This is a genomic window from Haladaptatus sp. DYF46 (assembly GCF_021083305.1).
Taxonomy (GTDB): domain Archaea; phylum Halobacteriota; class Halobacteria; order Halobacteriales; family Haladaptataceae; genus Haladaptatus.
Genome location: NZ_JAJFAY010000001.1, coordinates 966293 through 993026, shown reverse-complemented (window position 1 = coordinate 993026; position 26734 = coordinate 966293). Strand labels below are relative to the sequence as shown.

Here is a 26734-nt window from a genome sequence, read left to right as displayed (position 1 = left end):
CCTACCCGAAAAACAGCGGATGCCTGCAAGCCGGAGTACGGCACTGCCATCGATGGCTACTGACCGACTCCTCGTTTCCCCTCTCGACGACGACGGTTCATCATCCCACGCAGTCTTCCGGTAGGACGTCGCGGAACTCAATCGTCCGCCTGTCCACCGAGTTCGAATCGCTGGACCTTCCCGCTCGTCGTCCGCGGGAGCGTCCCGACGAACTCGATTTCGCGCGGATGTTTGTAGGCCGCCATCGTCTTCAGACAGTGCTCGCGCAGTCGGTTCGCGTCCGGTGTCACGCCGGTGGTCGGAACGACGTACGCCACGATGGTTTCGCCGCGCCGCTCATCCGGTTTCCCGACCACGGCCGCCTCGGACACGTCGGGATGGTCGTAGAGCACTTCTTCAACTTCCTGCGGATAAACGTTGTAGCCCGCGGTCACGATGCGGTCCGATTTCCGTCCCAGAACCTCGTAGTAGTTGTCCTCGTCGCGACGCACGATGTCACCGGTCTTGAAGTAGCCGCCGTCGGTGAACGCTTCCTCGGTCGCCTTCGGTCGCTCGTGATAGCCGGCCATGACGTGTGGCCCGCGGACGAGCAGTTCTCCCGCTTCGCCCGGCGAAACCTCCTCGCCCTCCTCGTCGACCACCAAACAGTCCGTCGCACGAAACGGCTGTCCGATGGTGCCCGAGCGCGGCCCGAACGTCGCGTTGATTCCGGCGTGCGTGCCGCCACCCGTCTCGGTCAATCCGTACGCCTCGAACAGTTCCACGCCGACGCCGTCCTCGAACGTCTGTTGAACCGGCGTCGGCATCGTCGCGCCGCCCTCCATCGACTCCTTCAGGCTCGACAGGTCGTACTCGCCGAAGGACTCGTGCTCGACGATATCGACGTACATCGCGGCGACTGCTCCGAACTTCGTGATCCGTTCGTCCTCGATGGTCGCCATCGCATCCTCGGGATCCCACGACTCGGAATCGCGGAGAAACACGCTGGCACCCCGAACGAGGGGTTGCCACGTCCGGTTGATGAACCCCGCGATGTGCGACAACGGCAGAACCGACAGAAACCGCTCCTCGTCGGCGTCGAGGACCGTTCGCTCGAAACCCATGAACGACTGTGCCCGGAGGTTTCGATGGGTCAACAGGACGCCTTTCGGTCTCCCCGTCGTGCCGCTGGTGTACGGTTGCATCGCCACGTCGTCGGACGTTCGATCGGCGACGAACGGGTCGTCGTCCACCGCTTCGAAGGGGACTTCCTCGCTCTCCACCTCATCATTCTCCCCCCCCGTCTCATCGTCCTCTCTTCCCACCTTGTCGTCCTCTCTTCCGTCTCCCGCCTGTCGCCCGACGACCAGCGGGTCGGTATCGACCTGCCGTATCGCATCGAAGGCGGTCTCGCGGAGCGATTCGTCCACGACGACGGCCTTCGCGTCGCTGTCCTCCAATCGGTAGGCGACTTCCCGTGTTCGATACTGGGGGTTCATCGGGACGAACGGCGTCCCCGCCTTCAACGCGCCGAGGGCCGCGACGACGAACTCCGGACAGTTGGGGAGAAAGAGTGCGATTCGGTCGCCGGGGCGAAACCCCCGAGCGCGTAATCCGCCCGCAAAGCGCGCGGAACGGTCCCGAAGTTCGACGTGCGTGTACCGTTCGCCGTCCGTTTCGAGCGCGAGTTTCCCCGCGTGGTGCTCCGCGGTTTCGTCGTACAGTCGCGCGACGTTCCCCGTCCGGGTCGCGACCGAAAACGAGTCTGCCTTCATGCGGACATACCCGATACACCCCATGAAAAACGCGGAGCATCGTTCATCCGTGGAGCCAGTCGGGGAACGATTTACGCCATCTCTTCCATCGAAGCAGGGAAGCCGTATCCTCCGTTCGCTGCCGAAGCGTGAACCTACATACCTGAACGACCGTCTCGATTTACGTCGGACGTGGTCGTCCACTTCCCGATGGCCGACGAGATGGCAACCGCCGACGCTGGAACCGACGGGTCGTACGTCGTCCGTCAGTACGCCCCCAACGACCGCTCGGGCGTGCTGGCGTTGTACGAAACCGTGTTCGGTGACCGTCGAGGCCGCGGCGAATGGTTCGACTGGAAGTTCCGGGACAACCCGTATCTGTCACACGTCCCGATTTGTGTCGCGGAGCGGGACGGGAACGTCGTCGGTGCCCGACCGAGCCTTCCGATTCCCCTCTCGGTCGGCGGAACGCGCGAACTCGCGCTGGTGCAGGTGGACCCAATGGTCCACCCGGACCACCGCCGACAGGGGTTGTTCACCCGGATGGCGAAACACGTCTACGACTACTACGGCCCGCGAGAACCGTCCATCGTCGTCGGATTCCCGAACGAGGCCGTGAAAGCGGGACTGGAGAAGTTGGCCGACAAACTCTCCCTCCGAGACGGCGTTCTCACGAACTTCACCGAACACTACCGCGTGCAGAACCCCACTGCCCTGACCGATTCGCCGATTGCGAGCGCCGCGCTCCCCGCGATTCGGGGTTATCTCGCCGCCCGCGACCAGTTGTTTTCGTCGGCATCGGACGCCGTCATCGACCGCTACGACGACCTCCACCCGACCATGCTCGCCGACATCGCTGCCACGCAACGAACCTCGCTCGCCCACGCCGTGCGCGACGAGGAGTTCTTCGCGTGGCGCTTTCGAAACCCCCGCTACAAGTACACGACCTACGTCCACCGCGGCGAGGACGGCCCGGTTGCCGTCGTCGTCGGCGAACAGCGCGGGACGGACCAAACCATCGTTCACATCTCGGACGTGCTCCCGGTTTCCGGCGGACCATCGAGGAATCGGGCGCTCTCCGCGCTCTTCGGGCACCTCCTCTCGGTCTACAGCGACGCCGACGTCGTCGCCGCGGCGGGAACCACGCTCCCCCGGTCCGTACTGGCGGAACACGGATTCCTGCCGACCGACCGGTTCCCGCTCTCGCGGTTGACCTCCGCCTACTGGTTCTCGGCCCGCCCCGTCGGCGGGTCCGGCGAGGAGTGGACGGTCAACGGACGACGACTGGCCGACGAGGAGAACTGGAACTTATCGTTCTGCGAGTTGGAAGTCGGGTGAAACTACCGTTCACACCGTTGTTCAACTCCTCCAAAAACTCACCGTTCACCAAGTAGTTCGCTGAAAAGTAAGCCGGTGGAGGGATTTGAACCACGGTCGTTCCACTCACTTCGTTCGCTTCACTCCCTGATTCCAATCCCTCCAAAAACTCACCACTCACCAAGTAGTTCGCTGAAAAGTAAGCCGGTGGAGGGATTTGAACCCTCGGCCTATTCCTTACGAAGGAATCGCTCTAGCCAGTCTGAGCTACACCGGCACGCTCACTTCGTTCGCGTCCCGAGCTCGACCTCACTTCGTTCGGTCGAACACCGGCACACACGTGCGTTTACGTCCCGTGCGTGGGGCGTCTAACTGCATTACAACGTAGACACCACGGAGTGCATAAGGGTTGCGAAACGCCCGCGCCGTGTGGTGTTAATTCATCCCGCTACCGCGTCAATCGCACGTCCAGACAGACGTTGAGTTCGTGTGGCGCGTACGATCGCACCGACTGCCGCGTCTCGACCGAGACGTCGTACTCCGGCTCTGCCGCCGCGCGAATCGCTTCCTCTCCCGGTCCGAACGGGTCGTCCTCGTGCTGAATGTCGTAGTAGTGAACGACGCAGTCGTCGCCTGCGAGGCGAACCGCCGTGTCGAGGAACTCGTTCGCGCTGTGCGGGAGGTTCATGACGAGGCGGTCGGCCCAGTTTTCGTACTCCGCCGCCGTCTCCCGAACGTCTCCGCAGATCGCCGTCACACGGTCTTCCACCCCGTTCCGGCGAGCGTTCTCGCGGAGGTAGTCGATGGCGACGTCGTTCACATCCGCGCCGACGACCGTCGCACCGCGCTTCGCGAACGGAACCACGAACGGTCCCACCCCCGCGAACATGTCGAAGGCGCGTTCGTCCGGTTCGACATGCTCAGCGACGCGATGGCGCTCCGTGGCGAGTCGGGGGGAAAAGTACACGCGCGCGACGTCCAACAGGAATTCGCAGCCATATTCGCGATGGACGGTTTCGGTGCCGTTCCCGGCCAGCACGTCCCAGTCGCGCACGCGAGTCTCGCCTTTCACCTTCGACGCGCGGTTGAGCACCGTCCCGACCGGGAGGGAGGAGGAAACCACCGCTTCCGCGATTTCGTTCGCCCGTTCGGGGTCCTCCTCGTCGATGAGGACGATTTCGCCCAGTCGCTCGTAGCTCGGTTCGAAGCCGAGGATGTCGGCGGGCATCTGCTGCGTCGTCCGCGTGGGGAGGTCGTGACTGACCACCTCGAACTTCTCCGACACCGCGTCGGGATCCGTGACCGGGATGTAAAGCCAGCCGTCCTTGACGACGATTTCCACCTCGTCCACTATCAGATCCGACGCCGCGAGTTCTCGGCGCGCCGCCTCCCCCTGTCTCCGTTCGACGCGCACGCACGGTACGTCCATACGTCATGGTAGCCGGAACCGGGCGTTAACGCTGACGCTTCGGGTCGCACCCCTTAAACGTCCCTCATTCCAACACCCTGCATGCTCACCTTCATCGGACTCGGCCTGTACGACGAGCGCTCGATTACCGTCGAGGGCCGTGACGCAGTCGCGGACGCCGACGGCGTCTTCGCCGAATTCTACACCAGCAAACTCATCGGTGCCGACGTGACCGACCTCGAAGCGTTCCACGACACGGCCATCGAGGTTCGAGACCGCGCCGGCGTCGAACAGGACCCCGAGGACATCCTCGCCGCCGCCGAAACGGGTCACGCCGCCTTCCTCACCGCCGGCGACACGATGATCTCCACCACGCACGTCGACCTCAGACTCCGCGCCGAGGACCGCGGTATCGACACGCGAGTGATCCACGCGCCGACCGCCGAATCCGCGGCCAGCGGCCTCACCGGTCTGCAAAACTATCGCTTCGGGAAAGCCACCACGCTGCCGTTCGAGTACGCACACGGCGCGGACGGCCTCCCTGCCAGCGTGACCGACGTGCTGGACGACAACCGCGAGCGAGGCCTGCACACGCTCGTCTACCTCGACATCAAAGTCGGTTGGAACCCGAGAAAGGGAGAAGAAACCGAGGAAGACGAGTACATGACGGCGAGCCACGCGGCGGAACTCCTCGCTGACGGCTACGACGACGTGCTCGCCGTCGTCGTCGCACGTGCCGGAAGCCCCGACCCGCTGGTCCACGCCGACCGACTCTCGGAACTCGCGACCGGCGATTTCGGCGACCCGCTGCATCTCCTCGTCGTTCCGGGCGACTTACACCACATCGAAGCGGACGCGTTGGAATCGCTCGCGGACGCACCGAGCGACCTGCTCGACGTCGCATAGAACGGTTCGTTTTCTCGATTTCAGCACGTTCGATAGCGCCGCCGCTCACGGGTCGAGTGTGCGAAAAATGAAGTAGTTTTCGTCAGTCGAAACCAGACTCGGTGTCCGATTTAGTTCTCTCGGCGGAGCGCGAGGAGCGCAGCCGCGAGGAGTGCAACGACGGAGATTGCGACGCCGAATCCGGGCTGACCATCGTCGTTCGTCGTGGTGGATTCTTCCGTGGACGAGGTGGTCGTCTTTTCGGAGGACGAGGTGGTCGTCTCCGAGGACGAGGTGGTCGTCTCCGAGGACGTCGTCGTGGTCGTGGTCGTGGTCGTCGTGGTCGTCGTAGTCGTCGTTTCCGGTTCGTCGGCGTTCTGGTTCAGCGTGCCGCTGACGGAATCGGTGTGACCGTTCACCATCGATTTCACGCTGAATTCGGTACCGTTGTCGTAGCCGCTGAAGTCGAACATGCCCGAGAACGTGCCGTCCTGGTTGACTTTGACGTCCTGGTCCATGAAGAAGACACCCGATGCACGGGACTGAATCGTCACCTTGGTGCCGGGCGCGAGGTTGGTCGTGCCTGCGATGGACTGGTTGTCCGATGGCGCGGCACTGATTTCGTTGCCCTCGTTCAGCTCGAGCGTCGCTTCCTCGATCGAGACAGTCGTCGAGACGGACTGACTGCTGTCGGGTGCGACACGGTAGTCGTCGTCGTCGACCGTGAACTTGGCCGTCCACTCGCCGTAGAGGTCGTCATCGCTGACCGCAGCGTCGACATCGTTCGTGTCAACGATTACGTAGAGCGTTTCGTTTGCACCGTCCGAGAGCAGCGAAACGCCGCTCTGGGTGGTGTTGAACGAATCCGCGACACTGTTCGGTTCGGGGTTCTTCTCCGTCACTTTGAACGAGAGGCCGGGAACGTCGCTGACGTTCTCTGCCATGTTCGATTCGTTCTCGAGAGCGCCGTAGATACCGGTGGCGTCGACTTGGAAGACGAGCTGGTCGCCCTTTGCAACGCTGTTGCGCTGGGTGACCGCGTCAGTCAGTTCCGAGACATCGTCTAGGTCGGCATTTTCGGGTGCGACCCACGAATTGACATCGTTCGTGGAACGGTCGCTGACCGAGAGCGACGAAACGTCGTCGGGGTTGGACGACGTCGTGTTGACCGTCATCTCGTACGCGTAGTCACCCGACGTGACTGCGAGCGGCGAGTCGAGCTCGGTGCTGTTCCAGTGAGCCGTCGCGGAGTCGTCGCTCGAGGACGAAACGTACAGAACGTTGTCGGCGGTAGCGTTCGTCGTGCGGTAGGTGTTTAGGTAGAGCGTGACGAGACCGTCGTCGTCACCGTCGGTGACGGTTGCATTGATCTCGAAGTTGTCCTTCTCCTTGTCACCGATGACGACGTGAGCGTTCTTCGTGTTCTCGAGGGACACCGTAATCGGGACGATGTCACCGCGCGGGACACTGTAGACGCTGTCCTGGAACTGGGCCGAGACGTCACCAGCATCTTCGACCGTGATTTCGAAGGTCTGGGATGCGGTCGTGTCGTCGACGCTGACGGTGACGTTGTAGGTCCCCGGTTCGAGGTCGCTGATGGCACCGAAGTCAACTACGAACTCGTGCGTGCCGTCGCCCTCTTCGTAGAGGTTCGAGTAGCTCTTGGACCAGTCTTCGTCGATTTCGTCCGAGGTGACGGAGACGTTGAAGTCCTCGCGGTTCGAGTCCTCGATGGAGAACGTGAGCTTGCTGTCGTCGCCAGCGTTCTTGACGGAGGTTGAGTCGGCCTCGACCGAGAACGTCTGCTTGACGACTTGGAAGCTGAAGTCCGTGTTCGCTCCACTGAGGTTGTAGAAGCCGGGCGAGAGCTCATCCGTACTGATGTTGAAGGACGTGTTGCTGCTGCCCGTAGTATAGCTATCTACGAACCCGTCGTTTCCATCTTTACCCTTGCTGAGGGTGGCTGTACTACTACTGTTCGCAGACACTTCTCCGACTTGGCCTTGATAGACAACGGTGCCAGACGAAATGGTGGTGTCTGACGACGCTGCGGCGGCCGAGCCTGCGAACGCCATGGTGCCGGCGAAGACCGACAGCACGAGCATCGCGGTCAGCGCGAGGCTGCGAACCTTGTTATTATTTCCTGTCATGCTTTCTCTTTGTTTGTTTCTCGTACGGCGACACGTTCTTTCCCACGACCGTGTAGACATTCCGTCCGACCCGAACCGACTCGGGAGGAAGTGGTACTCCATTTGCCACCATGGGTAGGGGTACAGGAAGAACGTTAGTCCCTTGTTATAAATGCTTTGTGGTATAAAATCACCCCCCAGACACTCATATGCCTGAATTCGGGCAATAGCGGCCCTAATGAGATTTTACGGAAAGGTAAGATAATGGACTTCTAACGGCGTTTCGATCGTGGCCGAACGAGAACAACACCTCATTAATGAAACGATTCACCATTCCAGTCTTTAAGTGTGCAGGACGAATCGCGTCGAGTGAAAGCGGGATGGATCGCAGAGATATGAAATCGAACGATGATTATAATATGGACGGTATTTTCATCTACTCGTGTGTTTTGTCTCGAAAAACAGGCGTTCGCGAGAATACAGTATTCGTCCGCGAGCGGCCTACTCCCGTACGACGATCTCGATCTCGTGGCCGTCTTGGTCCTTCGTAAACGCGTACCTGTCGTCGCACGATTCGGGGTCGCGGTAGTCGTCCGCCTCGCGCTCCATCAGGGACTCCCACGTCTCGTGGAGGTCGTCAGCACGCACCGCGAGGTGCCCCCACGCGTCTCCCATCTCGTAGGATCGGCCGTCGTAGTTGTACGTGAGTTCGACCGCCATCGCTTCCTCGGCGGCCTCCTCGGGTTTCATGAAGTAGTTCGCGAACGAATCCGACTCCCAACGGCCGGTGTGTTCGTACTCGAACTTCCGCGTCCAGAAGCCGAGCGCCTCGTCGGCGTCCTCGACGCGCATCATCGTGTGGTCGATGCTCCACTTCTCGCCGTAATCGCGCTTTACGATCTCTATCTCGTGTCCGTCGGGGTCTTTGACGAAGGCGTAGCGTCCGCCACAGGATTCGGGGTCGCGGTAGTCCTCGACGCCCTCGTCCATCAGTTGCTGGTACGACGATTCGAGTTCGTCTTCGGGGACGCGTACCGCGATGTGTCCCCACGCGTCGCCCATCTCGTACGACCGGTCGTCGTGGTTGTACGTGAGTTCGAGGACGGCACCGTCGTCGTGGACGTTCTCCGGGCCGAGAAAGACGTTCGTGAACGTGTCCGCCTCCCAGCGACCCTTCTCCTCGTAACCGAGGTGCGTTTCGTACCAGTCGAGCGATTCGTCCAAGTCCTCTACACGCATCATCACGTGATCGAATGTCCCGCTCATACGTCCGAAACCACCCGCTCCGAAGCGAAAAGGGTACCGCTCGCGGAACTTCGAGAGGAAATTAATCGTTACTCGCGCGTTTCGCGCATGCACGCATGCGAACTACACCATAATTTTTCCGAGGTCGGATCGATGGAACCACCACGCACACGACCAGAGACAGACCGGCCCGAGCGGGACGACGTATCCCGTTCGATGGACGAATCGGAGCGAGAAACTCACGTACGTTATCCCCGCGAACACGAGCAACCAACCGGTCACCCGTCTGTCTTCGAACCGTCCGGCGAACGAACTCAGGACGGCGAGGAGATACAGACACACGCTCAGCGGCCACGCGAGGAGTTGCCGGGGGAGGCCGGACGTGAGAACGAACAGGTAGTCGGGAAGCGTCGTGACGTGGTAGGTCGTCGGATTCAACAGCCCCCACGGAAAGACGAGCGTCGTGCCGCCGGGCGCGACGAGAACCGTCCACGGGACGAAAAGCAGCGCGAGAAGGACGAGTCGCCGACGCCATTCCGGGGAGAGCGGTGCGTGCGGAACGGTGGGGCTCACTTTCGAAGGATGAGTCGGAGGACGTCTTCGTCCGCGAGTTCGTGTTCCACGCCGACCTGCTGTTCGTCGTGTTTCGCGCTCGGTCCGCTGACGCGGGCGAACCGGAACCGCTGTTGCATCTCGCCGCCGAGGTAGTTACAGGCGTCCTCGATGGTGCTTCCCTTCGGAAGGACGAGCGGTTCCTCGTAATCGACGCCGCGTCCCGGCTTGTCCATGTATATCCGCATCAGGCCGAGTTCGTCCCAGATTTTCTCCCGCAGTACGTCGAGTCCTTTCTCCTTTTCCGCGCTGATGAACACGGCCTCGTCGGGGTCGATGTCGTGATCTCGCAGTCGTTCGCGGACGGTTTCCGCGTAGTCGTGTTCGATGAGGTCGACCTTGTTCACCGTAACCATCGAGGGGATGTAGACGCGGTTGTCCATGATGCCGTCGATGAGGCGGTCGATGTCCACCTTCTCGCGGAGAGTGATGTTCGCGTTCACGTACCCGCGCTCGCGGAGGACTTCCTTGATGACGTTCTCGGAGATGTCCTGGTCCGCACTGGACGTCACCCTGATTCCGCCCCGGCCTTTCTTCGCGATGGAGATGCTGGGCGGCGTGGAGTCGAGTCGAATCTTGTTCTCGTACAGTTCCTCTCGAAGCCGCTCGTACTGGTCGATTTCGAAGACCGAAAGCACGAACACCACGAGGTCCGCGGCCCGGACGACTGACAGGACTTCCTGTCCACCCCCGCGGCCGTGGGCCGCACCCTCGATGAGGCCGGGGACGTCGAGGAGTTGGATGTTCCCGCCGTTGTACTGTAACATCCCCGGGTTCACGTTGAGCGTGGTGAAATCGTAGGAACCGACTTCGCTATCCGCGGCAGTGAGCGAGTTCAACAGCGTCGATTTGCCGACGCTCGGGAAGCCGACGAACGCGACAGTTGCGTCGCCCGTCTTCTCGACGGCGTAGCCCTCTCCACCACCGGCGGAGGACTGGTTCTGTAGCTTCTCCTTTTTCTCCGCGAGTTTCGCCTTCAGCCGACCGATGTGGCTCTCGGTGGACTTGTTGTACGGCGTGTCCGAGATTTCCTCGCGGAGTGCTTCGATTTCCTCCTCCAGTCCCATTAGCAACACGTCGGCCGTGACCGCCGAAAAACTTGTTCCTTCTGGTCAGTGAGATTCCGTCGCGTATTTCGACACGTTAATAGGTTGCGCCCTGCGAACCCACACATACGTAAATGCCGAATCCGGTTCATCTCCGCGATAGCACGCAGATCGTCCTCCACCGAAGCGCTCTTAGCGGGATTCGTAGCGAACTCGAATGCAAGTTCATGCTGACCATCGTCCAGATGGACGACGAACGGTTCCGGCTCATCGGGAGTCCGGTCGAGATAAAGAACGCGAGCCAGTTCTTGGGACGACACGGCGTGAGTCTGCCGTAGTCGAATCCGATTTTCCGCTCGACTTTCCCGCCGTTTTCGCGGACACCGCCGAGTGAACGGTTGACACTCCCGGCGACGAAATCCACCGTTCGGCGACGCGGCAAAAGAAAATCCTTAAAACTCCGGCGAGGTTTCGGTTACGTATGGTAGATACGATCGAAGTACTCGTCCCCGGCGGACAGGCCAATCCCGGCCCACCACTCGGCCCGGAACTCGGCCCGACCGCGGTCAACGTACAGGAAGTCGTCAACGAGATCAACGAGCAGACGGCGGCGTTCGACGGGACGGAAGTCCCCGTCACCGTCTTCGTCGAGGACGACGGCGGTTTCAGCCTCGAAATCGGTGTCCCGCCGACGGCGGCGCTCATCAAGGACGAGGCCGGATTCGAGACGGGCAGCGGCGAACCCCAGAAGGACTTCGTCGCCGACCTCTCCATCGACCAAGTGAAGAAAATCGCGGAACAGAAGAAACCCGACCTCCTCGCCTACGACACGAAGAACGCGGCGAAGGAAGTCGTCGGCACGTGTGCCTCGCTCGGCGTCACCGTCGAGGGCGACGACGCACGCGAGTTCAAAGCCAAGGTAGACGACGGCGAGTACGACGACGCTCTCTCCGCGTAACTCAATTTTTCTTCCGCTACGTTACGAACAGCAGTATCGCCGAGTAGCTACCGGCACCGGCCGCGAACGCCCAGAAGCGGCTCCGGCGTTCTTCCGGCAACTCCTCTTTGATGACGTTCAGAATCACGCCGCCAGCGAGGAACGCAAAGAGCGTGTTCACGACGGCTTCGTCGACGTGCGTGTTGATGCCGATGCCCCATCCTACCACCACTGCCGCGGCGAGTACCCAGCGTCCGATTCGGTCGTACGTGTTTCGATGGTGCTTTCGAAGGCCGTAATCGTTGACGATGAAGTGCAGCCCCATCGCGGTGGCATACAGCAGAAGACCCACGGTTCCCGGTTGTTCACGGTGAACGAGGAGATAGCCGATAAGCATGTTGTATACCGTGAACGCACCCGTATGAATCCAGAAGACGCTCATGTTTACCTCCGGGCGAACGTCCACGTGGCGGCCCGTTTCCTCGGCGAGCCGTTCCATTCCGTAGAACAACGAGAACCCGACGAGCGCGACGAGATAGACGTGTCGTTCGAAGAATCCCGCCAGAAGCGGTACCGATTCGAGTATCGTTCCCCCTTTGAGGTCGGGGAGGATGTGGACGAAGACGTACGCGACCGATGCACCCCCGGCTATCGAGAGCCAGTAGTTCCGTGGAATCGAACGAAACGCCCGCACTCGGCCAGCAGCTAAGTGGACGGACGCCAGCGCGACTGCCACGATGCCCGTGAACAGCGTCATCGTCGTCATCGTTCGTGACTGTGATGCGACCCCAAACCGCAAACCAGTGACGGCTCTACCGGCCGTCCGACCCGAAATGGTTCGACGGGTTTAAGTTCCGCATCCGTTAAATTCGGGTGAGACAGGCATGGCCTGTTTCACTGACCCGTAGGAGCATTCCTGCGTACTACGGAGGTGAACGATGGCAAATAATGAGATAGAGCAAGCAGTCTCTCGCGCACTCGAGGACTCCCCCCAGCGGAATTTCCGCGAAACGGTGGACCTCGCAATCAACCTGCGCGACCTCGATTTAAACGATCCGTCGAATCGTGTAGACGAGAGTATCGTACTCCCGTCCGGAACCGGCCAAGACACCAAAATCGTCGTTTTCGCGGAGGGTGAAACCGCCCTTCGTGCCGAGGACGTCGCGGACGACGTTCTCTCGGGCGACGACTTGGAGGACCTTGGCGACGACAACGACGCGGCAAAAGACCTCGCGGGCGACACGGACTTCTTCATCGCCGAGGCGTCGATGATGCAAGACATCGGTCGCTACCTCGGTACCGTCCTCGGCCCGCGCGGTAAGATGCCGACGCCGTTGCAACCCGACGACGATGTCGTCGAAACCGTCAACCGGATGAAAAACACCGTCCAGCTTCGGAGCGGCGACCGACGAACGTTCCACACGCTCGTCGGCGCAGAGGACATGTCCGCGGAGGACATCTCCGAGAACATCGACGTTATCGTTCGACGTCTGCACTCCAACTTGGAGAAAGGACCGCTCAACGTGGATACTATCTACGTGAAAACGACGATGGGTCCGTCGGTGGAGGTAGCCTAGAATGTCCGCAGAAGCCGAACGCAAGACCGAAACGATTCCGGAGTGGAAGCGTGAGGAAGTCGATGAGCTGACGGACTTCGTCGAGAACTACAACAGTGTCGGCGTCGTCAACATCACCGGCATTCCGAGCCGACAGCTCCAGAACATGCGTCGCGGCCTTCACGGAAGCGCGGAACTCCGCGTCAGCCGTAACACGCTGGTGAGGCGCGCGCTCGATTCGGTCGGCGATGGCTTCGAGGACCTCGAAGAGTACGTCTCCGGCCAAATCGGCCTCATCGGCACGAACGACAACCCGTTCGGGCTGTACAAGGAACTGGAAGCCTCGAAGAGCCCGGCACCCATCTCGGCCGGCGAGACTTCCCCGAACGACATCCTCATCCCCGAGGGCGACACGGGTGTCGACCCCGGACCGTTCGTCGGCGAACTCCAGCAGGCCGGCGCATCCGCACGGATCATGGACGGCTCCATCCACGTGACCGAGGACAGCCTCGTCGCGGAGGAAGGTGACGAGGTTTCGGAGGAACTCGCGAACGTTCTCTCCGAACTCGGCATGGAGCCCAAAGAGGTCGGTCTCGACCTGCGCGCCGTCTACTCCGACGGCGTCATGTTCGAGTCGGACGAACTCGCCATCGATATGGACGAGTACCGCGCGGACATCGAGACGGCTGCGGCCTTTGCCCGCAACCTCTCCGTCAACGCGGTGTATCCGACCGAGCAGACCGCACCGCTGCTCATCTCGAAGGCGACCGGCGAGGCCAAGAGCCTCGGTCTGCAGGCCGCCATCGAGAGCCCGGACGTCGTTCCGGACCTCGTGAGCAAGGCGGACGCGCAACTGCGCGCACTTGCCGCACAAATCGACGACGAGGACGCGCTGCCCGAGGAGCTTCGCGGTGTCGAAGCACCGGCGACTGGCGGCGCGGCCGAGGAAGAAGAATCGACTGACGAAGAAGCAACTGAAGCCGAGCCTGAAGACGATGACGACGATGACGACGACGAAGACGCAGGAGCAGGCCTCGGCGCTATGTTCGGATAACTAACAATGGAATACGTTTACGCTGCACTCATCCTGAACGAATCGGGCGAAGAGATCAACGAAGAAAACCTCACGGACGTCCTCGACGCTGCGGGCGTCGATGTCGAAGAATCCCGCGTCAAGGCGCTCGTCGCCGCACTCGAAGACGTGGACATCGAGGAGGCCGTCGAACAGGCCGCCGCCGTCCCCGCCGGTGGAGCGTCCGCCGCTCCCGCCGGAGGCGACGACGAAGGCGCCGACGAAGTCGAAGAAGAGGAAGCCGCAGAGGAAGAAGAAGAGGACGACGAGGACGAGGACGCCGGTGGCGAGGGCCTCGGCGAACTCTTCGGCTAAACACGGACTCTCAACTCGGAATTTTCTTTCGCATACTCCCCGACCAGCGGCTGCCAACGTTTAAATACGAAACCGGGACCACTCCGTCTCGATGGAGGTGTTCGGAACGCGGTTGCTGTTGGACCCGGCGGCGACGGGGACGACGCTGGCGTTCGTCCTCGGTGGCGTCGGAATCGGGACGATAAGCGGGTTGACGCCGGGGATTCACGTCAACAACCTCGCGCTGTTGCTGGCGTCCATGGCGACGTCGATAACCGGCCCGCCGAAACTCGTCGGCGCGGCCATCATCGCCGCGGGCGTCGTCCACTCGTTTCTCGACGTGGTTCCGGCGCTCGCGCTCGGGGTTCCGGACCCCGTGATGGCGGCGAGCGCACTTCCCGGCCACCGGCTCGTCATCGAGGGACAGGGTCGGGAGGCGATTCGACTCTCAGCGTTAGGAAGCGGGCTCGCGGTTGCCATCGCGGTGCCGCTCGCGTTCCCCGTGACGACGGTCATGACGGGCGCGTATCCGCTGCTTCGGGACCATCTTCCGCTGCTCCTCCTCGGTACCGCGGGATTTCTGGTGCTTACGGAACCGACGACACGGGGGAAAGTCGGGGGCGTCGTGGCGTTTTCCGCGAGTGCAGTCCTCGGCATCCTCGCGCTGCCGCTGTCGCCGAGCGCACCGCTCGGCGTCGGAAGCGTCCTCACGCCGCTGTTCGCGGGGCTGTTCGGCGCACCCGTTCTCGTGGACGCGATGGGCGGAACCGGTGTCCCGGAACAGGAGGGGTCGGCGCTCACGATGCCGCGAACCATGATACTAATCACCGCGCTCGCGGGTGCGTTCGCCGGAGCAATCGTCGGGTATCTCCCCGGTGTTTCGAGCGCGATTGCAGCGGTTCTCGCGCTCGCGCTCGTCCCGAACCGAACCGAAGCACGGGGCTTCATCGTCGCGAGCAGCGGCGTCAACACAGCCAACACGATTTTCGCGCTCTTCGCCCTCGTCTCGCTCGGCACTCCGCGGACCGGCGTGATGGTCGCGCTCCGGGAGACGAACGCGCCGCTCGACCTTCCGATGCTCCTCGTCAGCGCGGCCATCGCCGGACTCGTCGGATTCGTTCTCGTGCTTCTGCTCGGCGACACGTATCTCGAAACGGTGGGTCGAATGGATTACCGACGGCTTTCCGTGGGAGTCCTCTGTTTGTTGGTCGCGGCGTCGTTTCTGTTCGCGAACCTCCTCGGCGCCTGGTTGTTCGTTTGTAGCGCCGTTCTCGGGGTGCTCCCGCCGCGATTGGGCTGTCGGCGCGTGCATCTGATGGGGGTGTTGATGGGGCCGCTCGTGGTGGGGGCGTGACCACGAGACTTTTGCCGTTTCGTTGTCAACCGAACGGTATGATTCCCCTGTTCGGTCCCGTTCCGGGTGGCGCGGAACTGGTAGTCATCTTCATCACAGCGCTCATGCTGTTCGGCATACCGTTGACAATCTTCGGGGGCATGTTCCTGCTCTACCGTCGGATGAACGGGAGCACTGCCACGAAGGAGGACGTGGACGAACTCAAAAACGAGGTGGAGGAACTACGAACAGAACTGGAAGGGAGAGAGGGAACCGAACAGCAACGGGAGCGAGAGTAGGAAATCAGGGCCGAAGTTCATCGACGAGGCGGTCCTGAAGCCCTTCCCGAAACCGATGGCTCGTTTCGGCGGTCGTTCGGACTTCGATGACTTGCGTCCCCGAACTGTCGAGGGAGTTCGAAAACGCATCCCGAAATGCCGAAAGCGTTTCCACGCGCTCGAAATCCAAGCCGTAGAGGTCGCCCGTCGCCTCGTAATCGAGACCGTGTGGCGTTCTGAACTGCCCGGTGAACGGCGGGTCGAACGATTCGATGGGGAGCATGTGGAAGATGCCGCCGCCGTCGTTGTTGATTTCGACGATTGTCGCGTCCACGCCACAGCGGTCGAGGGCGAGCAGGCCGTTCATGTCGTGATAGTACGCGAGGTCACCGGTGACGAGGACGAGGGGGTCGTCCGTTGCGCTCCCGGCACCCAACGCCGAACTGATGATGCCGTCGATACCGCTCGCCCCGCGGTTGCCGAGCACCGTCACGTCGGCGGACCGGGGAGCGGCGAAGCGGTCCAAATCCCGGACCGGCATGCTGTTGGAGACGAACACGGTCGCCGGGTCCGGAAGCCTCCGTGCGACGGACGCGAGGAGGTTGCCCTCGAAGTGTTCCTCGGCGTCCGCGACCAGCGACCAGTGTTCGGACTCGGCGCGTTCGAACCGCGCCGCCCACGTTTCGTTTTCGGCCTTCTCGGACCCGATTTCGTCGGCGAGTCGCCGGGCCAACCGCGTCGGGTCGGCCACGAGAAGGTCCGTCGCGGTGAAACTCGCTTCGCGCCAACCGCCGGCCGAGTCAACGACGAACTGGCGGCTTTCGACGCGTTCGAGGTACTGACGCAGGGTTTTCGAGGTCGAAGACGCGCCGAATCGAATCACGACGTCGGGGTCGGGCCACTCCTCGGTGACGTCGGGGACGAGGTACGAATCGTAGCCACCGACGATGGGTCTGTCGTGTCCGAACCGATGGCCCGAGAGCGGGTCCGCGAGGACTGGAAATCCGGTCGCGTCGGCCAGCGCCGCCAACGCGGAACGCTCGGGCGTCGGGGCGTCGGCGGGACCGGCCACGAGCAGTCCGCGTTCGGCGTCGGTCACGGCATCGACGACCCGTGAGAACGCGGCGGAGTCCAGTTCCGGGACGCCGTTCGAGACGGAGACGAACGGACCGTCGCGCCCCCGTGCCGCGAGCGGATTCTCTGCCGCGAACGACTCGGGGACGTCGCCCTCGACTTCGACGGGTTCGAGCGGCTTTCGGAACGGGAAGTTCAGGTGAACCGGCCCCGGCGGGGTTCCCGTCGCCGACCCGAGCGCTCGGGCGGCGGTCGTCCGAAGATAGCGGAGTTTTCTCCCGGTCGCCTCCGGTTCGGCCACGTCGGCGTACCAGCGAACCGCGCTTCCGTACAGTTTCTCCTGATCGACGGTCTGATTCGCGCCGCTGTCGCGGAGCTCCGGCGGTCGGTCGGCCGTGCAGACGAGCATCGGAACTCGCGCCCTGTCCGCCTCGATGACCGCGGGATGGAAGTTCGCGGCCGCGGTTCCCGACGTGCAGACGAGGGGTGTGGGTTTTCCCGTGCGTTTCGCCCGGCCGAGGGCGAAGAACGCCGCCGAGCGCTCGTCCAGATGGGAGAATACTTCGATATCGTCGCACCGGGCGAACGCGACGGTCAACGGTGTCGAGCGACTGCCCGGGGCGAGACAGACGGCGTCGACGCCACTCGCGGCCAATTCGTCCACGAACGTTTCGGCCCACTGCGTGTTTCGGTTGGGATGTGTCATTCGAGTTCGTTCAGAATCGGCAGGAATTTCAACCGTACCTCGTCCCATTCCGCCTCCGGGTCGCTGTCGGCAACGATGCCGTTCCCGGCGAAGAGGGTTACGCGGTCGTCGGACGCCACGCCCGATCGGATGCCGACCGCGAACTCCCCGTCGCCGTCGGCGTCGAACCATCCGACCGGCGAGGCGTACCAGCCGCGGTCGAACCGTTCCGTCTCTCGGATGGTTCGCATGGCGTCCTCCGGGGGGAGGCCGCCGACCGCGGGGGTCGGATGCAACGCTTCGACCACCGTGAGGACGTGTTCGGTTTCGTCGAGCTCGGCCGAAATCGGCGTCTGTAGGTGTTGAATGGTGGACAGCCGCTTGAGTCGCCGCTCGCCGACCGTGACCGAGGAGGCGAGCGGTTCGAGTCCGTCGCGAATCGTTTGGGCGACGAGTTCGTGTTCCTCCCGAACCTTCTCGCTGTCGGCGAGTTCCGCGGCGAGTTCGTCGTCCTCTTCGGGGGTTTCTCCCCTGCCGACCGACCCGGCGAGCGCCTCCGTCTCGACCGTCTGGCCGCGGAACGAGACGAGTCGCTCCGGGGGTGCACCGAAAAACCCGCCCGACGAGGAGGGTTGGACGAGAAAACGATAGCATTCGGGATAGGACGTCCGTAGGCGTTCGAGGATGTCAGGGACGACGACGGACTCGTCGAGTTTGACCTTCAACGCGGTTGCGATGACGACTTTCTTCAACTCGCCGTCCCGAATCCGGTCGGTCACGTTGCGAATCTGTGAACACCACTCGTCCCGCGCCGTGACGGGATGGGTCGATTCGATACCCGGCGAGTCGCTGCGGGGTCGCATCGTGGGCAGGGTTTTTATCTCCGTGCGCGTCTCGCCGAGGATATCCTCGACGCTCTCCTCGGTCGTCTCACGGGCGGAGACGGAGAGCCACGTTCCGGTTTCCGTCCGCGTCAGTTGGACGCGTGGCAGAACGAACTCCGCCCCGGGAAACCCGTCCCACGGCGGCGTCGGTTCGTGTTCCGCATCGAACGAAAATCCCCCGAACAGACGGGGACGAGCCTGACACGGTCCGTCGTCCCACGTCACGGACTCGAAGAGTTCCGCGGCGTCCTCCCGAATCTCGTCGAATCGACGCCCGCCGTCCGCGGAAAGGCGTGCGGTTGCGCCGCTTGCGGCGATTTCGAGGCCATCGGGCGACGTCCAGTAGAGACGCGGTGCCGCCCGCTCGGCGAGAAACGAGCGAAACGAAACGTCGGGTACCCTGCACGTCCTCGTTACGAGCGGAGAACCCGCCGACAGTTGACCGTCACGATGCGGTGGCATTGGATGATAACTCGGGAACGCTGACCCTTCAGCCTAACTATATCGCTCCTCGTTCCACGGATTTGCGGTGTTGGAGTACCCGCGCTTTTCCCAGTATCCCCGTTCGGGCTCGGTGAGGAACTCGACACCGTTCACCCACTTCGATCCTTTATAAGCATACTTGTGGGGCGTGACGACGCGAAGCGGTCCGCCGTGTTCGCGGGGAAGCGAATCTCCATCGTACTCCCGGACGAACAACACGTCGTCGCGCATGCAGTCTTCGAGCGGGAGGTTCGTCGTGTAGCCGTCGAGCGCGGAGAACATCACGTGAACCACGTCGTCGCGCAGGCCCGCGCGCTCCGCGAGCGTTGGGAAGGTGACGCCCGTGAACTCACAGTCGAACTTGCTCCACCCGGTGACGCAGTGGAAGTCCTGTTTCTGCGTCTCGCTCGGCAGGTCACGGAATGCCTCCCACGAGAAGGTCAGTTCGTTCTCGACCGCACCAGTGACCGAAAACTCCCACGATTCGGGGTCCCATTCGGGCGTACTCCCCTTCGAGAGGACGGGGAACTTGCTCGTCTCCCGTTGTCCGGGCGGGAGTCGCTCTCCGTCGAACTCGCGATGGATGTTCGTCCTGTCCGTAACGCTCATACTCGAACGCAGGGAGGCCGGAAACGTAGATGTACCGAACGCGGTCAGCCGCGGGGAAAGGTCGTGTTAGCGTCGGGGTAACGGTCGTATCGACGTCTAACACGACCCTATCGTTGGGTACCTCCTGAATAACAAAGGACGGCGTGCCACAACCGACTGACGCATGTCCGAATCAGAGCAACGAACCAGCACCCGAGAGCGTCCGGCGATGGACGCGGCACAGGAGTCGACGACCGATATCGCGATACTCGCATCCGCGGCGTCGGTGCTCCTGTCGTGGCACCAGTTCTTCATCAGGGGGAACCGCGAGCGCGGCCTCTTCATCGGTCTGTGGCCGCCGACCATCCTCGCGTTCGCCAGCTATTTCAACCAGAAGAAGATGGAGCAGAGATTGGAGTCGATGAAGCCGAGCAGCATCATCAACTCGCTCGACCAGATGTTCGGCAACCGGTGAGCGGACGGATACGTCTTCATTTCTTCGGTTTTAAAACCGACCGATGTTCCGAATCATCGAAATAATGTTCTTGAATTAGAAATAAATATTTTCAATCGAGGAATTTATGTTTGCAATACCGATGGCATCTCCCCGTCAGACTTAAGAACACCCCTCCCGAAGCCCACAACTGTTCCAATGCCAAAGGTAGAGATTACCGTCCCCGAGCACCTCGAAATGCAAATCGCCCAGATGGTTGACCAGGGAGAATTCGTCAACCGTGAGGAGGCCATCGAGGACTTGCTCGCAACTGGTCTCAAGGCATACAAGACCAGCGGACCGATGGACAACGATCGAGAACCGGGACTCGAAGACGAGGGGATGATGGGTCACGAAGACGAGTACGTCTTCTAACGACGTCTTCCCTCGACGTGTGAATAGTTCTCAGAAACTCTTAAACCGACAAACTTCCAATGGCTGTGCATGCATAAGGACGAGCTTTTGGAGCTACACGAGCAGATGGTGACGATTATGGAATACTTCCGTGAACAGGACGGCGTCCCGACCGGCGCGTTCGACGCGTACGACCAGCTCGACGTCGACCCGTCCCACGTTCACAAGTCCAAGAGCGAACACAAACACGCCGTCTTCGTGCTCGGAAACTCGCTCGCCGACGTCATGAGCGAAGACGAGTTCAGCGAGGCCGGACGTATCGGAAAGCGAATGGAAGAACTCGCCGACGACGCCGAGCAGAAGATCTGATTTTTGAGCGACACTGTCGCCCGTTCGAAAGCTCGAACGGGCACGAATCGCCTCCTGAAGAGGCGCTCGTGCAAACGTCGTCCCTCGAAAGCTCTCCCACACACTTGATACGTGGACCCGGCTAACCCGAAAGTATTTGAGGAGGATTCCGTTTTGACGTAATATGGATGCGCGCATAGTCGAGCAGATAACCGAGTGGAGTTCCCGCCCCTTCTCCGGCGGGTTGGAGACGCTCCACGCGCTCGCCGACGAGGAGTTTTCCGGGGCGGTCAAAGCGGGTGGCGCGTGGCTGTTCATGTTGAACGGCCGCGTCATCGGCGTTTTCGACGGCTCCCTCGATACGTTCGAGGAGTCCGATGGGACGCAGTTCGAGGCCCCACACCCCTCGCTTCCGCTGTTGTTCAGCATGCAGGAACGAGGTGGGACGACCCAGGCGAAGTATTACACGAACGACACGCCGCTGAAGGAGGCCAGCGAAACGCTCGCTTCGAACGGTTTCACGGGATACATCGAGCTCAGCGAGAACGTCCTCAGCGGCGATTACTACGTGGTCTACCACGGCGGGCGGTCGATGAGCGCCGCCTACGTCGGGCAGAGCGAACAACTGATCTCCGGAGACGAGGCGTTTTCGCGTGCGAACGACGAGGTGGGAATCTACGAAGTCGTCGCGGCGGACGTGGACATCATCGACCTCCCGGAACCGGAAACGCAGGAGCCGGAACCGACCCCCGAACCGGCCGCACCCGAGTCGGATTCGATACCGGCGGCGGAAGCGTCCGATTCGGACGAGCAGGACGGGGATGAAGACCAGTCGTCCACGCCGACCGCTCCATCGTCGGCCGAAACGGCGGCTGCGGGGCAGTCGGAGGCGGCGGCGGACGCCCGGCAACCGACGTCGGCGCCGCCGACGGAACCGACGTCAGAACGGAACAGCGGAGCGTCGGAAGCCGCGACCCCGAGCGAGGGGGAGTCCGACGGTGACGACGGAACGGGGGCGTCGGACCCGCTTTCGGACGAACAGCAGTGGCGGGAAACCACGAGAATTCCGTCGCTCGACCCCGAAAATAGCAGTTCTGCGAAGTCGCGGGATGCGGGCGTCAAACAGCGACGAACGCAACGACAGACGTCACAACGGCAGTCAGCGGGGCGACAGTCGGCACAACAGGATACTCCCCGGCGCGGACAGTCGAACCGAGCGAAGGAGATCGAGGCCGAACTCACCGCACGAGCGGAGAAGATAGAGGCGCTTCGGTCGAAACTCACACAGACGGAGGCCGAACGTGACGAACTGAAGGCGGAACGTGACCGGCTAACGGCGCGGGTCGAGGAGCTACAGGACGAACTCGAAACGGTTCGGGAGCGGAGTCCGGGCGTCTCCGCGGAGCGCCAACTGCCCGCCGAACAGGCGCTTACCCAGACGAACCTCTTCGTCCGCTACGGGTCGAAAGGGAAGGGAACGCTGGCCGACGCGGCGGCGGGCGAAGCCAGCCGTGACACCGTCGAGTCGAACCTGCAACTCGAACACCACACGCAGTTCGACACGGCGGGTGTCGCGGTGGACGGACGGGAGTTCGAGGCGTTCCTCCACGATTCGATGGAGTACACGTTCGTCTCGTGGCTCGTCGTCGACCTCCTGTACGAAATTCTGGAGACGGGCCATCAACGCGGCCTGAAGGACCTGTTCGAAGCGATACAGCGAATCGACCGGGTCGAACTTCACGGGTCGCTGGTCACGGAAACCGAGGAGGACGGGACGACGGAACTACCGTTCGACGTCATCCTTCGGGACCGGATGGGCAACCCGCTCGTCGTGGCGAACATCAACGACTCGCGGGACCCCGCGACGGGGGAGATGATGGGGTCGCTCGTGGACGCGGCGACGGCCGTGTCGAGCGCGAACGACGAACTCAGCGCGGCCTTCCAGGTCACGAAGAGCTTCTTCGAACCGGCCGCTCTGGAGACGACGGAGGACGCTACCAGCGGTGGACTGTTGACGCGAGAAAAGAGGGAGAGTTTCGTCAAGCTATCCCGCAAACGAGGATACCATCTGTGTCTGGTCGAATCACGCAACGGTGAATTCCACTTGACGGTCCCAGAACTCTAGTTTTCTGCTTCGGCTTTCTCGCCGATCTTCATCGTGTCGAGTTTGTTCGTGATCTCGGAGAGTTTCTCATCGAGTTCGGAAACGAACTCCTCGGTGCGGTCGGTCGTGATCGCACCCTGATTGGAGGGCGAGATGAGGTTTTCTTCTTCGAGTACTCGCAGGGAGTAGCGAACCTTGTGATGGGGGTACCCCGTCTCGTTCGACATCTTGACGATGCCGATAGGTTCGTTCTCAATGACCATTTTCAGGACCTGCAAGTGGCGTTCCAGCATATCGACTTCCTTCTCCAGTCGATCTATCATGGCATGTGTTAACTTGTCTTTGAACCTTTTAAAGGTTATTGTCCGCATCGCAAGCAGAAACGTAGAACGTAAGTTTCTATTGAGACGAGTTAACACTTCCGAATTGCGTCGCAGAATGTCGTCAAAATTGCTAGAATCCACCTCTCGACACCACCGAAATGAGCACGTTCGTGCATCATCTTGCTCTCAAGACCGTAATCTGTTTACGAGGTGCGCGAGAAACCACCTCCGGTATGACCATAACTATCGTCGGTTCGCAACTCGGCGACGAAGGCAAAGGACGCGTCGTAGACCTCTACGGCGAGTCCGCTGACGTTGTGGCTCGCTATCAGGGCGGCGACAACGCAGGCCACACCGTCGTCGAGGGTGGCAACGAATACAAGCTCTCTCTCGTTCCGAGCGGCGCCGTCCGCGGGAAGGTCGGCGTCCTCGGAAACGGCTGTGTCATCAATCCCGACACGCTGTTCGACGAGATAGACACGCTCCGAGAACGCGGACTCGACCCCGACGTTCGACTGGCACGCCGCGCGCACGTCATCCTCCCGTATCACCGCGTCCTCGACGGTATCGAGGAGGACGCGAAGAGCGACTCCGACCGCAAAGTGGGAACGACCGGACGGGGAATCGGTCCGACATACGAGGACAAAGCCGGTCGGCGCGGCATCCGCGTCGGTGACCTGCTCGACTCCGAACTTCTCCGCGAGAAGCTCGAATACGTCGTCCCGCAAAAACGCGCGCTCGCCGAGAACGTCTTCGGCGTCTCCATGAGCGACACGATTGGAGGCTCGTCGGACGGTGTCGAAATCGGCGAGGCGTTCGATATCGATGCGCTCCACGAGCAGTACGAGCGCTACGGCGAGCGCCTGCAGGAGGAGGACATGACCGTCGAATCCGGGGAGTTCCTCGCTTCACGCCTCGACGCCGGTGACGAGGTAATTTTCGAGGGAGCACAGGGGACCCTCATCGACATCGACCACGGGAACTATCCGTACGTTACCTCCTCGAACCCGACCGCGGGCGGTGCCGCCACGGGGACCGGTCTCAGCCCCGGCGTCGTCGGCGACGGCGACATAATCGGTATCGTGAAGGCGTACCTCACGCGGGTCGGCAGCGGTCCGCTCCCGACCGAACTCGGCGGCGTCGTCGGTGACACACCCGACTACGACGAACAGGGAGCGGGCGAAAACGAGGACCTCGCCGGGTACATCCGCGAGGAAGGCGGCGAGTACGGAACCGTCACCGGTCGGCCGCGCCGAGTCGGATGGCTGGACATGCCGATGCTCCGCCACGCCGCCCGCACGAGCGGCTTCACCGGTCTCGCCGTCAATCACGTCGACGTGCTGGCGGGCCTCGATGAGGTGAAGGTGGGCTACAGCTACGACGTCGACGGCGAGGAGATATTCACGATACCCGCCACGACCGAACGCTGGGGTCGCTGTGAGCCGAACCTCCGCTCGTTCGACGGGTGGCCGGAAGTGGACTGGAGCGAGGTCGCCGACGAGGGCTACGAGGCGATTCCCGAGAACGCACGGACCTACCTCGAATACATCAGCGACGAACTCGACGCACCAATCTACGCCGTCGGTATCGGCCCGAGCAGGGAGGATACCGTCGTGATAGAACACCCGTTCGAATAACCGAAATCGAATATTTTCGGCTCTCCTCTCCCGATTTTCGTCTTTTCCCGACCGCTACTCGACCGCTGTGAGATAGATCGCGACCAGTGCGAACCCGATTCCGGCGGCCTTTCGCGCCGTGAGCGGTTCGTCGAGGAACGCGATACCGAGAATCGAACTCGTGGCGATGAACAGGCCGAAAATCGGAACCACGACGCTGACCGGTCCGGTCGCCAGTGCGCGATAGTAGGCGAGGATTCCGATAGCGAGGAACACACCCGCGAGGTACATGTACGGCGCTTTGTCGCTCGTGAGATAGGGGACGACTTGCTCTCCCTCGTACATGGTCACCGCGAGGGCCGCGACGACGAGCATGCCGTTAGCCACCAGTGCGGCGACGGTGTCCGGGATGTCCTGCGTTGCGATGCTGACGAGCGGCGGCAGTGCCGTATATCCGATGAGGGCGACGATGGCCCATCCGACGTAGTTCATGGGTATCCATATCACGCAGGGATGAGAGTCGTTTCGGAATCGGAAACCGCCGAACCGCCCAACCCGTCACGCTTTTGGCCCACCCCTTCGTGCACCCGACTATGAAGAAATCCCTGATGGACATCATCTGCTGTCCACTGGACAAACAGGAACTCGAACTCGACGTACGGCAGGAGGAAGCGGAGGAGGTCATCTTCGGGACGCTCACCTGCACCGAGTGCGGCGAGGAGTATCCCATCGAGGACGGCATCCCCAATCTTCTGCCCCCGGACATGCGAGAGGCCTGAATCTTTTAATAGCTAAACAATTTACTCCAACTTAACAGGAAAGAGCACCGTGCCAGAATCGTTGTCAACACACATCAATCGTGGCGGTCTGCACGACATCGACGTAGCACCGTCGTTCGAAACGGACGATTCGTTCGTCGTCTCGCTCGTCAACCACGGTGCGCCGATTCACGTACACCTCAATCTGGACGACGACCTGTCGGATGCGGCATCGTTGTCCGCGACGAACCACTACATCGAAGCGGACTCCACGGAGGTAGTCCGCGTCCGGGTTCACGACGGTCCCGCGAGCGGAAAGTTGAAAGTCGTCACGGGCTATGGGGCCGAGTCGGCGTACGTCGACGTCGATATCGCGGAAAAGAATCCCGAACCGGACTCGATACCGATAGACGAGTCCCTCTCGAAGCCGAAGCGGCGGCCCGCCACGAGGACCGACGAATCATCGGAACTAGCGCGAAATCTCCCGCTTTTCGTCCTCGGGGCGCTCGCCTTGGTCCTCGTCCTCGGCGTCGGGATTCTCGTCGATTGGGTCGTCGCGCTGTTCGGCACGATTATGGTGCTCGTCGGCCTCGGCGCGGCCGGGTACTTCCTCACCAGCTAACCGCATTCCTTTTTCCCGCTCTGGTCGTGGTGGTCGGTAATGTCACTCGCAAAGGCCACCCGAGAGGCCGTTCGGCGACGGCCCTTCCTCGTCGCGGCGCTCCGTGCTGACGTGGTGAACTACACCGCCGCCGCGCGGTTTCTCGCCGACGAGATCACGGTCGGCGACGATACGGACGCGGTTTCGACCGCACTGTCTCGGTTCGCCGACGAACTGGGGAGCTACGGAACCGAGTCGCGGGACGCACGCGTCACCATGCAAAGCGGATTGGGTCGGACGGAGGAAACGGACGACGCCCTCCTCGTCGTCGGCGATTCCGGATTCGCCCCCGGTTCCGGGTCACTGACCGCGGTCGTAGTCACGGGAGAGGTGGACGGCGTGGCGTTCTCCGCCGTCCTCTCCAGACTCGTCGCCGAAGACGTGGACCCCATCGCGGCCGCCGTAGCGGAGTCGCTGGTCGTCGTCGTCGAGCGACGCGACGGAGCGAACGCGGTTCGATTCGTCGAGGACGCGCTCGACGCCGTGCCGGAACGCGAAGATTGAGGCGGTTGGTGTCG

29 protein-coding genes and 1 tRNA gene are annotated in these 26734 nt (G+C 62.0%); 17 read left to right on the top strand and 13 right to left on the bottom strand.

Features of this window, described 5'->3' with window-relative positions; genetic code table 11:
* Window positions 1-137: 137 nt before the first annotated feature.
* Complete coding sequence (locus LJF34_RS05610; RefSeq protein WP_231183814.1) at window positions 138-1754, bottom strand: AMP-binding protein; 1617 nt, start codon at window positions 1752-1754, stop codon at window positions 138-140.
* 189 nt (window positions 1755-1943) lie between these two features.
* Here LJF34_RS05610 and LJF34_RS05605 point away from each other — a divergent pair, with 189 nt between their 5' ends.
* Window positions 1944-3071, top strand: a complete 1128-nt coding sequence (locus tag LJF34_RS05605; protein WP_231183813.1) for a GNAT family N-acetyltransferase — start codon at window positions 1944-1946, stop codon at window positions 3069-3071.
* 181 nt (window positions 3072-3252) lie between these two features.
* Here LJF34_RS05605 and LJF34_RS05600 read toward each other — a convergent pair.
* Both LJF34_RS05600 and LJF34_RS05595 read right to left on the bottom strand, forming a co-directional pair.
* Window positions 3253-3327, bottom strand: a tRNA-Thr gene (locus LJF34_RS05600).
* 171 nt (window positions 3328-3498) lie between these two features.
* Window positions 3499-4479 carry a class I SAM-dependent methyltransferase family protein gene (locus tag LJF34_RS05595; protein WP_231183812.1) on the bottom strand — a complete coding sequence of 327 codons (981 nt, stop codon included), beginning with the start codon at window positions 4477-4479 and terminating at the stop codon, window positions 3499-3501.
* Window positions 4480-4560: 81 nt separating this feature from the next.
* On the opposite strand from LJF34_RS05595, the gene dph5 reads away from it, so the two are divergent.
* Window positions 4561-5364: a diphthine synthase gene (gene dph5, locus LJF34_RS05590; protein ID WP_231183811.1), complete on the top strand. Its 804-nt coding sequence runs from the start codon at window positions 4561-4563 to the stop codon at window positions 5362-5364.
* Window positions 5365-5474: 110 nt separating this feature from the next.
* Here the strand turns inward: dph5 and LJF34_RS05585 are convergent, their stop codons facing one another.
* The 4 genes from LJF34_RS05585 to LJF34_RS05570 all read right to left on the bottom strand — a co-directional run bounded on the left by LJF34_RS05585 (window position 5475) and on the right by LJF34_RS05570 (window position 10396).
* Entirely contained in the window at window positions 5475-7493 is a 2019-nt protein-coding gene (locus LJF34_RS05585; RefSeq protein ID WP_231183810.1) for a BGTF surface domain-containing protein, read from the bottom strand.
* 480 nt (window positions 7494-7973) lie between these two features.
* Window positions 7974-8738 carry a VOC family protein gene (locus tag LJF34_RS05580; RefSeq protein WP_231183809.1) on the bottom strand — a complete coding sequence of 255 codons (765 nt, stop codon included), beginning with the start codon at window positions 8736-8738 and terminating at the stop codon, window positions 7974-7976.
* Between the two features lie 102 nt (window positions 8739-8840).
* On the bottom strand, window positions 8841-9290 hold the full coding sequence (locus LJF34_RS05575; RefSeq protein ID WP_231183807.1) for a TIGR04206 family protein: 450 nt from the start codon (window positions 9288-9290) through the stop codon (window positions 8841-8843).
* Window positions 9287-10396 carry a GTP-binding protein gene (locus tag LJF34_RS05570; protein ID WP_231183805.1) on the bottom strand — a complete coding sequence of 370 codons (1110 nt, stop codon included), beginning with the start codon at window positions 10394-10396 and terminating at the stop codon, window positions 9287-9289. The genes LJF34_RS05575 and LJF34_RS05570 overlap by 4 nt, the downstream gene beginning before the upstream one ends.
* 113 nt (window positions 10397-10509) lie before the next feature.
* On the opposite strand from LJF34_RS05570, the gene LJF34_RS05565 reads away from it, so the two are divergent.
* Complete coding sequence (locus tag LJF34_RS05565) at window positions 10510-10713, top strand: hypothetical protein (protein ID WP_231183803.1); 204 nt, start codon at window positions 10510-10512, stop codon at window positions 10711-10713.
* Between the two features lie 143 nt (window positions 10714-10856).
* Window positions 10857-11333, top strand: a complete 477-nt coding sequence (locus LJF34_RS05560) for a 50S ribosomal protein L11 (RefSeq protein ID WP_007978598.1) — start codon at window positions 10857-10859, stop codon at window positions 11331-11333.
* A 16-nt stretch (window positions 11334-11349) separates the two neighbouring features.
* Here the strand turns inward: LJF34_RS05560 and LJF34_RS05555 are convergent, their stop codons facing one another.
* Entirely contained in the window at window positions 11350-12069 is a 720-nt protein-coding gene (locus tag LJF34_RS05555; RefSeq protein ID WP_231183802.1) for a hypothetical protein, read from the bottom strand.
* Between the two features lie 181 nt (window positions 12070-12250).
* Between LJF34_RS05555 and LJF34_RS05550 the strand changes: the two genes are divergently transcribed.
* From LJF34_RS05550 to LJF34_RS05530, 5 genes are all read left to right on the top strand, one after another.
* Window positions 12251-12889: a 50S ribosomal protein L1 gene (locus LJF34_RS05550; protein WP_231183800.1), complete on the top strand. Its 639-nt coding sequence runs from the start codon at window positions 12251-12253 to the stop codon at window positions 12887-12889.
* Between the two features lies 1 nt (window position 12890).
* Window positions 12891-13922 carry a 50S ribosomal protein L10 gene (locus LJF34_RS05545; protein ID WP_231183799.1) on the top strand — a complete coding sequence of 344 codons (1032 nt, stop codon included), beginning with the start codon at window positions 12891-12893 and terminating at the stop codon, window positions 13920-13922.
* A gap of 6 nt (window positions 13923-13928) precedes the next feature.
* Window positions 13929-14255 carry a 50S ribosomal protein P1 gene (gene rpl12p, locus LJF34_RS05540; protein ID WP_231183798.1) on the top strand — a complete coding sequence of 109 codons (327 nt, stop codon included), beginning with the start codon at window positions 13929-13931 and terminating at the stop codon, window positions 14253-14255.
* A 91-nt stretch (window positions 14256-14346) separates the two neighbouring features.
* A complete protein-coding gene (locus LJF34_RS05535; protein WP_231183797.1) occupies window positions 14347-15588 on the top strand; it encodes a tripartite tricarboxylate transporter permease in 1242 nt (413 codons plus the stop codon).
* Window positions 15589-15626: 38 nt separating this feature from the next.
* Window positions 15627-15866 (top strand): hypothetical protein, encoded by a 240-nt coding sequence (locus tag LJF34_RS05530; protein ID WP_231183796.1) that lies wholly within the window; start codon window positions 15627-15629, stop codon window positions 15864-15866.
* 4 nt (window positions 15867-15870) lie between these two features.
* Here LJF34_RS05530 and menD read toward each other — a convergent pair whose 3' ends face one another.
* From menD to LJF34_RS05515, 3 genes are read right to left on the bottom strand one after another with little or no spacing between them, the layout of a single operon-like run.
* Complete coding sequence (menD, locus tag LJF34_RS05525) at window positions 15871-17625, bottom strand: 2-succinyl-5-enolpyruvyl-6-hydroxy-3-cyclohexene-1-carboxylic-acid synthase (RefSeq protein WP_231183795.1); 1755 nt, start codon at window positions 17623-17625, stop codon at window positions 15871-15873.
* Window positions 17622-18950 (bottom strand): isochorismate synthase, encoded by a 1329-nt coding sequence (locus tag LJF34_RS05520; RefSeq protein WP_231183794.1) that lies wholly within the window; start codon window positions 18948-18950, stop codon window positions 17622-17624. The genes menD and LJF34_RS05520 overlap by 4 nt, the downstream gene beginning before the upstream one ends.
* Before the next feature lie 33 nt (window positions 18951-18983).
* Window positions 18984-19580 carry a sulfite oxidase-like oxidoreductase gene (locus LJF34_RS05515; RefSeq protein WP_231183793.1) on the bottom strand — a complete coding sequence of 199 codons (597 nt, stop codon included), beginning with the start codon at window positions 19578-19580 and terminating at the stop codon, window positions 18984-18986.
* 163 nt (window positions 19581-19743) lie between these two features.
* Between LJF34_RS05515 and LJF34_RS05510 the strand changes: the two genes are divergently transcribed.
* The 4 genes from LJF34_RS05510 to LJF34_RS05495 all read left to right on the top strand — a co-directional run bounded on the left by LJF34_RS05510 (window position 19744) and on the right by LJF34_RS05495 (window position 22879).
* Window positions 19744-20034: a hypothetical protein gene (locus tag LJF34_RS05510; RefSeq protein WP_231183792.1), complete on the top strand. Its 291-nt coding sequence runs from the start codon at window positions 19744-19746 to the stop codon at window positions 20032-20034.
* 177 nt (window positions 20035-20211) lie between these two features.
* On the top strand, window positions 20212-20427 hold the full coding sequence (locus LJF34_RS05505; protein WP_231183791.1) for a ribbon-helix-helix domain-containing protein: 216 nt from the start codon (window positions 20212-20214) through the stop codon (window positions 20425-20427).
* Between the two features lie 69 nt (window positions 20428-20496).
* A complete protein-coding gene (locus LJF34_RS05500; protein ID WP_231183790.1) occupies window positions 20497-20775 on the top strand; it encodes a UPF0058 family protein in 279 nt (92 codons plus the stop codon).
* Window positions 20776-20938: 163 nt separating this feature from the next.
* Complete coding sequence (locus LJF34_RS05495; RefSeq protein WP_231183789.1) at window positions 20939-22879, top strand: hypothetical protein; 1941 nt, start codon at window positions 20939-20941, stop codon at window positions 22877-22879.
* On the opposite strand, the gene LJF34_RS05490 is transcribed toward LJF34_RS05495, so the two are convergent.
* Entirely contained in the window at window positions 22876-23181 is a 306-nt protein-coding gene (locus tag LJF34_RS05490) for a hypothetical protein (RefSeq protein WP_231183788.1), read from the bottom strand. The two genes, LJF34_RS05495 and LJF34_RS05490, sit on opposite strands and share 4 nt — an antisense overlap.
* 233 nt (window positions 23182-23414) lie before the next feature.
* Here LJF34_RS05490 and LJF34_RS05485 point away from each other — a divergent pair, with 233 nt between their 5' ends.
* A complete protein-coding gene (locus LJF34_RS05485) occupies window positions 23415-24818 on the top strand; it encodes an adenylosuccinate synthase (protein ID WP_231183787.1) in 1404 nt (467 codons plus the stop codon).
* Between the two features lie 54 nt (window positions 24819-24872).
* On the opposite strand, the gene LJF34_RS05480 is transcribed toward LJF34_RS05485, so the two are convergent.
* Window positions 24873-25289: an EamA family transporter gene (locus tag LJF34_RS05480; RefSeq protein WP_231183786.1), complete on the bottom strand. Its 417-nt coding sequence runs from the start codon at window positions 25287-25289 to the stop codon at window positions 24873-24875.
* Between the two features lie 101 nt (window positions 25290-25390).
* On the opposite strand from LJF34_RS05480, the gene LJF34_RS05475 reads away from it, so the two are divergent.
* Genes LJF34_RS05475 through LJF34_RS05465 form a run of 3 tightly spaced genes read left to right on the top strand, consistent with a single transcriptional unit; the run spans window position 25391 to window position 26720 of the window.
* Window positions 25391-25576: a methytransferase partner Trm112 gene (locus LJF34_RS05475; RefSeq protein WP_231183785.1), complete on the top strand. Its 186-nt coding sequence runs from the start codon at window positions 25391-25393 to the stop codon at window positions 25574-25576.
* Window positions 25577-25625: 49 nt separating this feature from the next.
* On the top strand, window positions 25626-26177 hold the full coding sequence (locus tag LJF34_RS05470) for a hypothetical protein (protein ID WP_231183784.1): 552 nt from the start codon (window positions 25626-25628) through the stop codon (window positions 26175-26177).
* A 39-nt stretch (window positions 26178-26216) separates the two neighbouring features.
* Entirely contained in the window at window positions 26217-26720 is a 504-nt protein-coding gene (locus tag LJF34_RS05465) for a hypothetical protein (protein WP_231183782.1), read from the top strand.
* The last annotated feature ends 14 nt before the right edge of the window (window positions 26721-26734 follow it).

Bases quoted from the DNA above. Each gene is read 5' to 3' on its own strand.
- LJF34_RS05555 (WP_231183802.1), bottom strand. From the start codon at position 12,069: ATGACGCTGTTCACGGGCATCGTGGCAGTCGCGCTGGCGTCCGTCCAC.
- LJF34_RS05605 (WP_231183813.1), top strand. From the start codon at position 1,944: ATGGCCGACGAGATGGCAACCGCCGACGCTGGAACCGACGGGTCGTAC.
- LJF34_RS05595 (WP_231183812.1), bottom strand. From the start codon at position 4,479: ATGGACGTACCGTGCGTGCGCGTCGAACGGAGACAGGGGGAGGCGGCG.
- LJF34_RS05565 (WP_231183803.1), top strand. From the start codon at position 10,510: ATGCCGAATCCGGTTCATCTCCGCGATAGCACGCAGATCGTCCTCCAC.
- LJF34_RS05610 (WP_231183814.1), bottom strand. From the start codon at position 1,754: ATGAAGGCAGACTCGTTTTCGGTCGCGACCCGGACGGGGAACGTCGCG.
- LJF34_RS05580 (WP_231183809.1), bottom strand. From the start codon at position 8,738: ATGAGCGGGACATTCGATCACGTGATGATGCGTGTAGAGGACTTGGAC.
- LJF34_RS05465 (WP_231183782.1), top strand. From the start codon at position 26,217: ATGTCACTCGCAAAGGCCACCCGAGAGGCCGTTCGGCGACGGCCCTTC.
- LJF34_RS05495 (WP_231183789.1), top strand. From the start codon at position 20,939: ATGGATGCGCGCATAGTCGAGCAGATAACCGAGTGGAGTTCCCGCCCC.
- LJF34_RS05485 (WP_231183787.1), top strand. From the start codon at position 23,415: ATGACCATAACTATCGTCGGTTCGCAACTCGGCGACGAAGGCAAAGGA.
- LJF34_RS05520 (WP_231183794.1), bottom strand. From the start codon at position 18,950: ATGCCACCGCATCGTGACGGTCAACTGTCGGCGGGTTCTCCGCTCGTA.
- dph5 (WP_231183811.1), top strand. From the start codon at position 4,561: ATGCTCACCTTCATCGGACTCGGCCTGTACGACGAGCGCTCGATTACC.
- LJF34_RS05560 (WP_007978598.1), top strand. From the start codon at position 10,857: ATGGTAGATACGATCGAAGTACTCGTCCCCGGCGGACAGGCCAATCCC.
- LJF34_RS05545 (WP_231183799.1), top strand. From the start codon at position 12,891: ATGTCCGCAGAAGCCGAACGCAAGACCGAAACGATTCCGGAGTGGAAG.
- LJF34_RS05530 (WP_231183796.1), top strand. From the start codon at position 15,627: ATGATTCCCCTGTTCGGTCCCGTTCCGGGTGGCGCGGAACTGGTAGTC.
- LJF34_RS05490 (WP_231183788.1), bottom strand. From the start codon at position 23,181: ATGATAGATCGACTGGAGAAGGAAGTCGATATGCTGGAACGCCACTTG.
- LJF34_RS05500 (WP_231183790.1), top strand. From the start codon at position 20,497: ATGCATAAGGACGAGCTTTTGGAGCTACACGAGCAGATGGTGACGATT.
- LJF34_RS05550 (WP_231183800.1), top strand. From the start codon at position 12,251: ATGGCAAATAATGAGATAGAGCAAGCAGTCTCTCGCGCACTCGAGGAC.
- LJF34_RS05570 (WP_231183805.1), bottom strand. From the start codon at position 10,396: ATGGGACTGGAGGAGGAAATCGAAGCACTCCGCGAGGAAATCTCGGAC.
- LJF34_RS05510 (WP_231183792.1), top strand. From the start codon at position 19,744: ATGTCCGAATCAGAGCAACGAACCAGCACCCGAGAGCGTCCGGCGATG.
- rpl12p (WP_231183798.1), top strand. From the start codon at position 13,929: ATGGAATACGTTTACGCTGCACTCATCCTGAACGAATCGGGCGAAGAG.
- LJF34_RS05515 (WP_231183793.1), bottom strand. From the start codon at position 19,580: ATGAGCGTTACGGACAGGACGAACATCCATCGCGAGTTCGACGGAGAG.
- LJF34_RS05535 (WP_231183797.1), top strand. From the start codon at position 14,347: ATGGAGGTGTTCGGAACGCGGTTGCTGTTGGACCCGGCGGCGACGGGG.
- LJF34_RS05475 (WP_231183785.1), top strand. From the start codon at position 25,391: ATGAAGAAATCCCTGATGGACATCATCTGCTGTCCACTGGACAAACAG.
- LJF34_RS05505 (WP_231183791.1), top strand. From the start codon at position 20,212: ATGCCAAAGGTAGAGATTACCGTCCCCGAGCACCTCGAAATGCAAATC.
- LJF34_RS05585 (WP_231183810.1), bottom strand. From the start codon at position 7,493: ATGACAGGAAATAATAACAAGGTTCGCAGCCTCGCGCTGACCGCGATG.
- LJF34_RS05480 (WP_231183786.1), bottom strand. From the start codon at position 25,289: ATGAACTACGTCGGATGGGCCATCGTCGCCCTCATCGGATATACGGCA.
- menD (WP_231183795.1), bottom strand. From the start codon at position 17,625: ATGACACATCCCAACCGAAACACGCAGTGGGCCGAAACGTTCGTGGAC.